The sequence below is a fragment of the Methylobacterium sp. J-077 genome (genome assembly GCF_022829365.1).
Taxonomy (GTDB): Bacteria; Pseudomonadota; Alphaproteobacteria; order Rhizobiales; family Beijerinckiaceae; genus Methylobacterium.
Genome location: NZ_JAKSYJ010000200.1, coordinates 1 through 10310, shown reverse-complemented (window position 1 = coordinate 10310; position 10310 = coordinate 1). Strand labels below are relative to the sequence as shown.

General features: G+C 63.3%; 10 protein-coding genes and 2 pseudogenes. All 12 read left to right on the top strand.

The window, feature by feature from the left end; genetic code table 11:
* Positions 1-4 precede the first annotated feature (4 nt).
* Positions 5-85 (top strand): annotated as a pseudogene (locus MKL11_RS33430) (hypothetical protein); the annotation flags it as partial.
* Positions 86-160: 75 nt separating this feature from the next.
* Positions 161-400 (top strand): YARHG domain-containing protein, encoded by a 240-nt coding sequence (locus MKL11_RS23985; RefSeq protein ID WP_243947907.1) that lies wholly within the window; start codon positions 161-163, stop codon positions 398-400.
* A gap of 89 nt (positions 401-489) precedes the next feature.
* Positions 490-786 carry a hypothetical protein gene (locus tag MKL11_RS23980; RefSeq protein ID WP_243947903.1) on the top strand — a complete coding sequence of 99 codons (297 nt, stop codon included), beginning with the start codon at positions 490-492 and terminating at the stop codon, positions 784-786.
* An 81-nt stretch (positions 787-867) separates the two neighbouring features.
* Positions 868-1194: a hypothetical protein gene (locus MKL11_RS23975; protein ID WP_243947902.1), complete on the top strand. Its 327-nt coding sequence runs from the start codon at positions 868-870 to the stop codon at positions 1192-1194.
* A 71-nt stretch (positions 1195-1265) separates the two neighbouring features.
* Positions 1266-1445: a hypothetical protein gene (locus MKL11_RS23970; protein WP_243947901.1), complete on the top strand. Its 180-nt coding sequence runs from the start codon at positions 1266-1268 to the stop codon at positions 1443-1445.
* 60 nt (positions 1446-1505) lie between these two features.
* Positions 1506-2390, top strand: a pseudogene (locus MKL11_RS23965) (hypothetical protein).
* Positions 2391-2518: 128 nt separating this feature from the next.
* A complete protein-coding gene (locus tag MKL11_RS23960) occupies positions 2519-2770 on the top strand; it encodes a DUF4926 domain-containing protein (protein ID WP_243947900.1) in 252 nt (83 codons plus the stop codon).
* A 101-nt stretch (positions 2771-2871) separates the two neighbouring features.
* Positions 2872-3117 (top strand): DUF6883 domain-containing protein, encoded by a 246-nt coding sequence (locus MKL11_RS33630; protein ID WP_409565904.1) that lies wholly within the window; start codon positions 2872-2874, stop codon positions 3115-3117.
* Positions 3118-3566: 449 nt separating this feature from the next.
* The gene (locus MKL11_RS23955) at positions 3567-4055 is read left to right on the top strand and encodes a hypothetical protein (RefSeq protein ID WP_243947899.1); all 489 of its coding nucleotides are present in this window, start codon (positions 3567-3569) and stop codon (positions 4053-4055) included.
* 2200 nt (positions 4056-6255) lie between these two features.
* Complete coding sequence (locus MKL11_RS23950) at positions 6256-7335, top strand: molybdopterin-dependent oxidoreductase (RefSeq protein ID WP_243947898.1); 1080 nt, start codon at positions 6256-6258, stop codon at positions 7333-7335.
* 582 nt (positions 7336-7917) lie between these two features.
* Positions 7918-9453 (top strand): ISL3 family transposase, encoded by a 1536-nt coding sequence (locus MKL11_RS23945; protein WP_243947906.1) that lies wholly within the window; start codon positions 7918-7920, stop codon positions 9451-9453.
* 158 nt (positions 9454-9611) lie between these two features.
* The coding region (locus MKL11_RS23940; protein WP_243947897.1) for an ISL3 family transposase at positions 9612-10310 on the top strand (699 nt) is incomplete at its 3' end.

Here is a 10310-nt window from a genome sequence, read left to right as displayed (position 1 = left end):
CAGCCTGCCGAGCGGCACCCAAGGCGTCCGTCTCGCGCGCCTCGGACCCGATACCCTGTTCACCGAACTCGGCCGCCAGGGCGGCTGGGTCAACATCCAGCTGCCGTCCGGCCAGACCGGATGGGTGAGCGCTCGTTACGTTGGCTGCTGCCACACGGTTGTGAGCGGCCGCAGCACGCCGAGCGGATCCGCTTCGTCATCGTGCGAAGAGCTGTGGTCCGAACGGAACACGATCTTTAAGGCCGCGGGCTACTGCTTCCGCACCTCGCAGGCCATTCAGGCGTTCGGCAATGCCGGGTGCCAGTTTGACGACGAAGCGGATGTGCCCCTGTCGGCGCGCCAGCGGGAGCAGGTGGCTCAGATACGGGCAACAGAGCGTCAGTTGGGCTGTACGCGGTGACGGACTGGCTCACCGGCCAGGGCTACGTGAGGCACCGCGAGGATCCCGAGGGGGCGAACTGAGCAGGCAGGAACCATCGGAGGCCAACCATGAGCAAGGACGTCATCCCGGGGCCGGACTTCACGATCTTCGATCCGCCGTCGACCTTCGATTTTGGCGGATCGCCACACATACCGATGCCCATCACCGAGCCGGGCGAGGTCGCCGACCCATCCGGAGACTTATGGCTCGACGCCTTTGGAGATCGCCTCGTGCACGGTGAGATGGCTGTGACGCCCGAGCAGGCTCAGGCCGCGGCCCAGCACGGGTGGCAGACGGTTCCGGGCAGCGAGCACGAGGGGAAGGTCACTGTCCGCCGGCCGGATCCCAATCCGGGGCAGGACTGATCATCGAAGCCGTCGGCGTCATCTTCATCGAGGAGAACGGCGAGGGGCCGGGGGTGCGGTTGCGAAAAGCAGGACCGACTGATGCCCCGTAGCGTCCCGCGCGCGCCGGACGTGCGCTTCTCCGTGGACCCGGCTGACATTCCCGCCGAGAAGGTCGCTCGCCGAATGCACCTGACGATCGCCCAGTTCGAGGCGTGCAAGGTCCGGCTGTTCACTCGGGGTTTCCCGCGCCCGGATCCGGATACCGGCATGTACTGCTTGGAGGCGGTCGACCGCTGGCGGCTACTGCGGCATCCCGCCCTTTTTCCGGAGTTGTCGCTGGAAGGCCAAACACCGGTTGATGCTGCTCTGAAAAAGGGTTTGGGAGCGATGGCTCGTGAAGCTTACGCGCGCCGCCGATCGACCTAGCGAGACGTTCCCCTGCTGACAGGGTGGAGTAGCGCCCTACTTCCCTCGCCCACAGGTTGCGAGGAGAGCTGATGTCCGAGAACCCCAGCCACGTCCAAGGATACCGCGAGACCAAGGCAGCCAAAGTGGCGCAACGGCACGATCAGGCCAATGCGGTCTGGGCCGAGGTTGAGGCGGAGCGTCGAGACGTCGAGGAGCGGACTGCGAAGCTCCGGGCGATGCGACTGGCGCGGGATAACGTCGAATCCTGATCGGTTCACTGGCCAGGGCTACGTGCGGTATCGTGAGGATCCTAAGGGGAAGAACTAAGCGTGTCAGGTCTAATTGAACAAATTCAGAAGGATGCATTGAATTCAGATGTATCGGTAACTTCTCTGCTGCACCGAGTAAAACTAGCTTCAAGTAAGCTTAAAATCGACAATATTGCATCTTGGATTGATCATGAACTTAGTGGATATCCCAATGGAGATGTTCCGGGGTATCGTAAGATCCGAGGGAGGGTTTTTGGTTGGAACCCATTCCATGGATGAATACCAATCGTCGGTGAACTACCTGAAGGAATCACAACATTTCATGCTTGAGAAGCGCTTAGCTCTATCGAAGCTCTTCTAGCCAACAAAGACGACAGCAGCATAGATCATAGCTTCGAAAATGAGATGGTTAATCTATTCAATGAGCTCACAGGGCTGACGCTCGGTAAATACGCACTGAAGTTTAGCCGCGGCCATTTTGTTAATGCTGTTGAGGCAGTTAGAAACAATATTCTTGAACTGGCAATTGAGCTTGAGCAACGCGGCATTGTTGGTGATGGGATGTCGTTCTCAAATGACGAAATAGCTCAGGCAAAGCTCGTGCCAAATTTTTTCAACTTGAATAATAACGGGTCATTTGCCGGTAATTTTGGGTCCAACAATACTGCGGGAGATATTGTCGTCCATGATATAAGTGTGCAAAAAGTAAGTGACCTCGCGAAGCAAATCGAAGATTTGCTACTCCATCTTGCGTCAACCGGAGTCAACGAGCAAGCGCTGACGAGCAGTCTTGCGACTATCAAATCTGAAGGCGCTAAATCTCATCCCAGCCAAGGTGTGATGAAGGCAGCCGTCACAGACATCCGCAACGCAATCTCGGGCGCCGCCGGCGGCGTAATCGCGAGCGGGATCCTGGCCGAAATTGCGAAGCTCCTCGGTTCTTAAGGACAGATACCCCGCGCCCGGCAAGGCGGCGGGGTCGTCGTGTTTGCGCGTGACGCTTGCCTGTAACTTCAGCTCCAGTCGTGATCGCCTGGGTTGCATCTAACCCTGCCGTGCGCCAGATTTAGCGCATGTCGCTCGAAATCGCCTATCGCTTCCGCCAGGACGTGCCGCCGTCGAGCATCCAGGATCTCGATGACGTGGTGCTGCTCGTGCCCGTGGTCGGTGACAACGGCGTGCAGATCGCGGCCGGCACGCTCGGCACGATCCTCAGCGTTCATGGGTCTGGCACGAGCTACGCGGTCGAGTTCGATGAGCCCGATGGTGCGGTGGTGACGGTGCTTTCGGATCAGATTGCATTGGCAGGGTCGAACGCTCAGTGAGCGGCGGCATCGTTCCGGTCCTCTGGACGATCGAGGCACCGAAGCTCGGCAAGTTTCTCCTAGACCCGACACACCACAAGGGTGCGTCACGTTGGAAATAACTGTCGGGTTTTGGCTTCACGCGCGAGGCCGAAAAGACCCTCGCCGACGCGCTCGTGCAGCATGCGATGAACAACCTGCCCGGCGTCGTCCAACCGCAACCCGAGGGCCCGAACCGCGTCGAGTTTCGCGGAACGGTGCGGGCGCCAGACGGCCGTGACATGCCACTGCGCACGGTGTGGGAGGTTGGCGAGGGGGACGGCGACACAACCATGCGGTTTCTAACCGCGATACCTCTCACCCGGTAGCCCCTCGACACCGCCATCCCGGCGGCTATCCTGCCGGGATGCGCTATGCCGAGGCTTTCACGGCCTGCCTCCGGTAAGCGGCGTCCATGCTTGGCACTCCGTCTCCGCCGGATTGGCTTTTTGATCTCTACCAGCCTCCAGTCGGACGCAAGACGTGAGCCGGCCGGTCCAGCGATCCTGCAACAGGTAAGTCGCTATGGCCGTGTCACGCGATGCCGCTTTGATGTCGTATCGACTGAGGTAAGCGTTCACGCCGGCGACAATGATCGCTGCAGCGATGATGGCTGATGCAAGAACGCGCAACGCCCATACCTCTGTGGAACCGAGGGTATCATGCCCGACCACGATGAAATGGCTGTTAGTCGCCGCTCCGTCTACCTGACATTAGCCAACGTAACGAAAACCTGCGGATACCTCGACACCGGCCGGCGAGCAGCTATCCTCCCGCCATGCGCACAGCCCTCTCCGCCCTCGCCTTCGTCGTCGCTGCCGGTGGGGCACAGGGCGATCCGAAGCCATCAGACGCTGCGATGATGCAGCGGGTCTTAAAGCGGATCGAGCAGGACAACCGTGAGTGCAACGTCGGGATGTCCTACGCCGGCAGGATCGCGGCGGGTGGTGGCGCGTCATCGGCGCGGTTTGATGGTGCACTGGTCCTCGTCTACAGCGTCGACGGCTGCAACGGCGGCAACAACTGGGGCTACACCGCTCAGGTCTACGGCGTGAAGGACGACACGGCAGTGGAGATCGGCAAGCCGCAGAGCTGGTCGATCGTCAAAGGCGCCGACTTCAACGACAAGCGGGCTGTCATCTACGCGGTCTCTCAGGGGCCCGGCGACGCTCATTGCTGCCCCACGGAGGGCAAGGCGATTGAGGTGACGGTCAGCAATGGGCAAGCCGTGTTCCGCCAGATCAAGGCCTGGCACAACAACGGTTAGTCGCTCGCCCCCATCCGCTTCCGCCATCTGCCGCCCATGATTCTGCATGATATCGCAGAAATTTTTCGCTGCGTCTGCAGTTGGAATTCACGAAGTTAACTTACTTTTAACCATTAATCGGATGTTAATTAGAGGCCTCGTTTCTTTGAAGTAACGCGGTCGCTGATTGCAGCTGCGTCGCCCCCTTTTTCCCAAGCCAGCCTGTGTTGGGCAAATAGAAGGCGTTTAAGGACGAGCACCGCAGGAGGGAGAGATGGGTGCGATAGTGGTGGCCGGCGCATCGATTGAGCCGCAGCAGGAAGGGCGGTATAGCTTCGCGCTTCAGACCCTCCTTGTACTCGGATGGGGCGCCCTGTTTGTTTACTGCGCAGTCTATCTTTATGAGGATTTGCCGTTTCGGGCTGTATCTATTCAGGCCGCCAGTGAGCCTCTCATCGATCAGTCCGGGGATCTGTCCCGCTCTGTAATGATGGTTGCTTCACCTGAGCGAGCTACGCCTGCCGCGGTGCCAGTTAGTACGCAGCCGTTCGAGCAAACAGCGGCCGCGGCGCAGTCTGTAGCACCTCCTGCTACGCCGCGCCCTGCCTCAGTCGGCCTGGATTATGTTGGCATGTGGGGGCCTACCGCTGACGCCTGTAGCGCACCGTCGCGACGTAACGGCTACGTCCCTGCGACTATCACTCCCGAGCGCGCCAAGGCTGGCGAAACCATCTGTAGCTTCCGAGGTATACATCGGGTCGGCAATGGATGGGCTATGGCAGCCGATTGCGGCGATCGAGACCATCGTTGGTCCTCACAAGTCCGCCTTGCAGTGAGTGGCGACCGCCTGACCTGGTCGAGTGCGATGGGTACCTCGACCTACGTTCGCTGCGGGCGCCGGGCCGGCTGAGCATGCTGCACTCGCTCAATGCGCAAGCCGACCGATCTCACTCGCTGTTCCCGGCCGCCGCCATCGGCCGCTCCCGCCTTAGCACGACATCCTCAATCAGATTGTCGTGGGGCAGAGGGCGGCCTCGACCGCTCAGACGAAGCGAGAATCCGCGCGGATCGTAGAGCTGGCTGAACTATGCGGTGACCGTCTGCAGCCGGGCGATTTGAAGAACGCCATCGAAGTCGATGGCGTGGCTGTTTCAAGCCACCGACACCGAGACGGCTTCAATCCCCACCTCACCTGCAGACTCCGACCGCGTGACGCAGGTGGGATCGTTGTGTCTCTGGCCACCGTTCTAGGAGACGATGGGAATGGACGAGAGGTGGTTGTGAGCTTCCGGACAAACTTGGTGTTCACCGCTCTTGTCTCCGGGTTAGTAGCCCCCGCTCCAGCTTGGGCTTGGACTTCACCCGGCTGCACCAATCTCCCCGAATACGAGCGGGCCCTCGGCGCTCTCCAGGGCATGACGAGCGCTTGCGATATGAGCGTCGAAAAGGCGAATAGGATCGTAGCCGCTCAAGGATACAGACCCGGAGGCATATTCGGGGCGCTCCTGAGCAATCCGACCCGTCCGGTAGCCGAAGCGGTTCCGATCTCGGGCTACTCTCAGAGCCGCCCACGTCAGCTTTACCACCGCCGCGCTCACCATGTCGCTGCTCATCGCCGCGAAGCCGTTGTTCGTTGAACTGCACACACTTAGGTAGCACAATTACGTGCACACCCTCGCAGAAGCTACGATGGCCGATCGGAACGAGTGGCGGGATGAGGCGGGGGCCCCCTCAGGCGTAGGGACCGCCGAACAAGGCGCTATCGCCTTCAGCCTGAACAACGTTCTCCGATGCCGCCTCTGAGGCTCCGAGCGAGCGTGGGCCCTGTGACGTCCCGCGGACCGGCAGGTCCACATAGCCACGCTCTCCCGGCGGTGTCTCGGCTGGATTGGTCTCGAGGCGCTTCCGGTCGATCATGATCGCGGTGCTCTCTGTATCTGCCTTGGGCAACGGATGGGCGGCCTGGATCAGGTCGGCTGCACCTCGGTGTCTTCCACTTCGGGATCGTCTTCCTCCGGCACGCTCGGCTTCGGCGGCGGTTCGATCTCATCGAGGCGGGACGGATCCTCGATCAACGCGCCTGGATCCTCGCCCGGCATTGGGGTGTCAGCGCGAGTCATGGTGCGCGCCTCCGTTATGGAAGCGCTACGCTCCGTGAGCCCGGGCGTTCCCATCTGGTGTTGCTGCGCGTTCCCACCGCGTACCGAGGGGCACAACTGGAATGTCGAATTTGGCCGAGCGCAAAGCGCGCCTGATCGTCCACGGGGAGACGCCTTACAACGCCGAACCACCGCTGGTCAGGCTGCGCGCGGCCTATCTCACGCCGGCAGACGATTTCTATGTGCGCTGCCATGGGGATCTGCCGGCGATCGCCGAAGATGAGTTCCGCCTCACCGTCGACGGCGCGGTCTCGACCACGCTGAAACTGTCGCTGCATGATTTGCGATCGAACTTCTCTCACGTCGTCGTCACCGCGACGATGCAGTGTGCGGGCAATCGCCGGGCTGACATGCGGGTAGTCGCACCGGTTTCCGGTGATCCGTGGGATGGCGGCGCCATCGGCACCGCCGAGTGGACCGGGGTGCGATTGGCCGATGTGCTGCGCGAGGCCGGGATCCACGATGGCGCGGACAAGCATGTCGCGTTCGAGAGCCACGACACGGTCGAGGGACACCCCTACGGCGTCTCCATTCCACTCGCGAAGGCGCTGGCACCGGAAACCCTGCTGGCCTTCGCCATGAATGGCGAGCCGCTACTGCCGGAGCACGGCTTCCCGCTGCGGGCCGTGGTGCCAGGCTACGCCGGGGTGCGGAGCCCAAAATGGCTGAAGCGCATCACGGTGCAGGACCGCCCTTCCGATAATCCGATCCAGGCGAACGACTATAGGCTGTACCCGCCTGATGTGACCGCGGAGACGGCCGACCCAGCGAAGGGCCACACCATCAACACCATGCCGTTGAACGCGGTGATCTGCGAGCCTATGCGCGGCGCAGAGCTGACGGTTGGAACGAACAGAATCCGCGGCTACGCGATTTCGGGGGACCGCGCCGTGGTGCGCGTCGATGTGTCCGGCAACGGTGGGCGATCCTGGGCCCAAGCCTCGCTTGAGCATGACGCGAATACGCCGTTCGCCTGGACGTTCTGGACGATCGCTCTCGACCTGCCTGCAGGTGAGCACGAGCTTGCGGTGCAAGCTTGGGACGAGGCTGGTCAAACGCAACCCTCGGATCCCAACGACACGTGGAACTACAAAGGCTACCTCAACACGACATGGCACCGGGTACGAGTGAGCGTCACCTGAGGGCTGTCCGCTCCTGCGCCCCTTGGGAAGCCGATGAGGACGCACCGGACGCGCGTGAACGGGGGGAACACGGCGACCGGTGCGCTCGCGGGCGGGAGCCGGTGAAGACTCAACCGCTGCGATAGGTAGTGATATGGGGATCGCCGGAGAAAACGGCAGATCCCTGCTTGGCCTCAAGCCCCAGCGGCTTCTTTGACCTTCCGCGGCCGCTCGGCGCGCTTTGGCTTGTCCGAGATGGTCTCGGCAGGATCTTCAGCCCTCGGGTCGAAGCTGTCGATCCCGACGACGGCTCGGTGACGACGCAGACAAGATGAGGAGCGGGCCGAATCCAATGATGGACATGGTTCGGCCCTGTTCCGTTCGTCTCGTGCCGGAGCGACGGACGTGATGTAGCGCATGGCCGCGAGAGTTACGGCGCGGGGATCGCTGAGGCCGCTGTGGGATAATGGCAACGCTGCAACCCTATGTATGTCAAACAGCGTTGAACATTGGTTCATCCGCACTTTCGGTGCTGGCGGGTGGCTCAGGCGTTGATCAGCGTTGTGGCCCGAGGGCAGCACGATGCCGATCTCCAACCCGTCGATGCCGTCGGTCCCGGACGGTGTTCACGTCGATGATCTGACGCTGGACCCGCGCGGGCTGCTGATCACCGCTCACACCACCACGGTCGATGCCACCTGTCCGAGTTGCGGACGACCCTCGACGCGGATGCACAGCACCTATCAGCGAACCCTCAAGGACCTGCCGTGGCAGGACCGGGCTGTGACGTGGCGCCTGAAGGTCCGCCGCTTCCGCTGCAGCCACTGCCCAGGGCGGATCTTCGTCGAACCCGTGCCGGGGCTGGCTGCGCGCAAGGCGCGTCGCAGCGAACGGTTGGCCGAGGCACAGACCGATATCGGCATGGTGCTGGGCGGTGAGCCCGGTGCCCGTCTGTCGCGACGATTGGCGATGCCGATCAGCGGCGACACCGTCCTGCGCTTGATTCGTCATCGCGGGATCCATCCGTCTCCACCGCCACGCGTGGTCGGCATCGATGACTGGGCTTGGCGGCGCGGCCGCATCTACGGCACCATCGTCTGCGACCTGGAACGGCGGCGCGTCATCGACCTGCTTCCCGGCCGCTCGTCGGCACCGGTGCGGGATTGGCTCGCTGCCCATCCGAGCGTGACCGTAATCAGCCGCGACCGTTCAGGGCCCTACGCCGAGGCCGCGCGCACGGGTGCACCGACGGCGACGCAGGTCGCCGATCGCTGGCACCTGTTGGTCAATGCTTCCGAGGCGGTGCGCGGCATCGTCGAGCGGCACCAGTCCGAGATCAGGGACGTGGCGCATCGCCTCGTGCATGCCTCCTTCGATGGCCACGCTGCGACGGAGAGCGCGCCGACGTCGGAGGTGCATAACCCGCGGCGCGACCGCTGCGAGACAGCCTTGCGCTTCCACGGCGAAGGGATGCCGACCAAGGAGATCGCCCGCCGTATCGGCGCATCCCGCAACGCCGTGCGCCGTTGGGTCCGAGTTGGCCGCTTCATGCCCTACCGCCGAGCCCCAGGTCCGAGCCGGCTCGACCGTCATCTCCCCTTCGTCGAGACACGTTGGCAGGAGGGCGAGCGCAGCGCGACCGTTCTCCATCGCGAACTGCGCGCCCAGGGATTCGCGGGCGGCTACGACATCGTCCGACGCTGGGCTGGGCGACAGCGATCAGGGGCGCCGGTCAGACCGGCGTCCGCTCGAATCCCCTCGACACGGCGCATCACCCGATGGCTGACCGGCGATCCGGCGACGCTGCTGCCGGAGGATCGCGCCTTCACCGACGCACTCTGCGTCGCTGCCCCGAAGCTCAGGCAAGCCGTCGAGACTGTGCGGGCCTTCGCCGATCTCCTGCGCAAAGGAGATCCGGCAGGACTGACGCCTTGGCTTGAGGCCGCAGGCAAGACCGATCTCGGCGGCTTCGTCACCGGGCTCCGGCAGGACGAGGCTGCCGTACGCGCGGCCATCGTCGAGCCCTGGAGCAACGGCCCCGTCGAGGGACAGGTCAACCGCCTCAAACTGATCAAGCGGAGCATGTACGGCCGCGCGAAGTTCGATCTTCTGCGCCAGCGTGTCCTCCATGCCGCCTGAGGTCGACCCGTAGAGCTTGGCCGTACGAAGGCTCGCCACCACCGAAAGTGCGGATGAACCTGAACATTGACCCTGGATCGACATCGAAGCGTGGGTCTGACTCACATTCGGTGCAGGCGGGTTGATGGATCTCGGCTTCGGTCGTCGGAGATCCTGTCATGTCTCGCCGTCTGCATGCTGGTGCTGTCATCCCGCGCGGCCTCGTCATCGATCAGGTCGAGGTCGGGGCCGTACTGACCATCACAGCCCGGCCGGTCGCCGCATCCGCCCGGTGCCCGGGCTGCGATCAATCCTCGTCTCGAATCCATAGCCATTACACCCGCACCCTGTCGGACCTGCCGGTTGCCGGTAGACGCGTCGCGCTCAATGCCCGCGTCCGCCGCTGCCGTTGCGTGGGGACGGATTGCGGAACCAGGATCTTCGCCGAGCGGCTCGGGTCTGACCTTGCCGCCGCCTATGCCCGGCGTACGGCCCGGCTCGACTGCATCGTGCATCATCTCGGCGTTGCCCTCGGCGGTAGACCCGCCGCCAGCTTCGCCCGACGGCTCATGGTCCCGGCCAGTCGGGATACGACGCTGCGGACCGTGCGCCGCCGTGCCGTCCGTCCGGTGAAGCGTCCGCGCGTGATCGGCATCGACGACTGGGCCTTCCGCCGGGGACAGCGCTACGGCACGCTGGTCTGCAACTTGGAACGGCGACGTGTCATCGCCCTGCTTCCGGATCGGGAGAGCGGCACCGTCGAGGCGCGGCTTGCGGCCCATCCCGAGATCACCGTCGTCGCCCGCGACCGCGGGGGTTGCTACGGCGAGGCGACGACGCGAGCGCTGCCCCATGCCCTTCAGGTCGCCGACCGATGG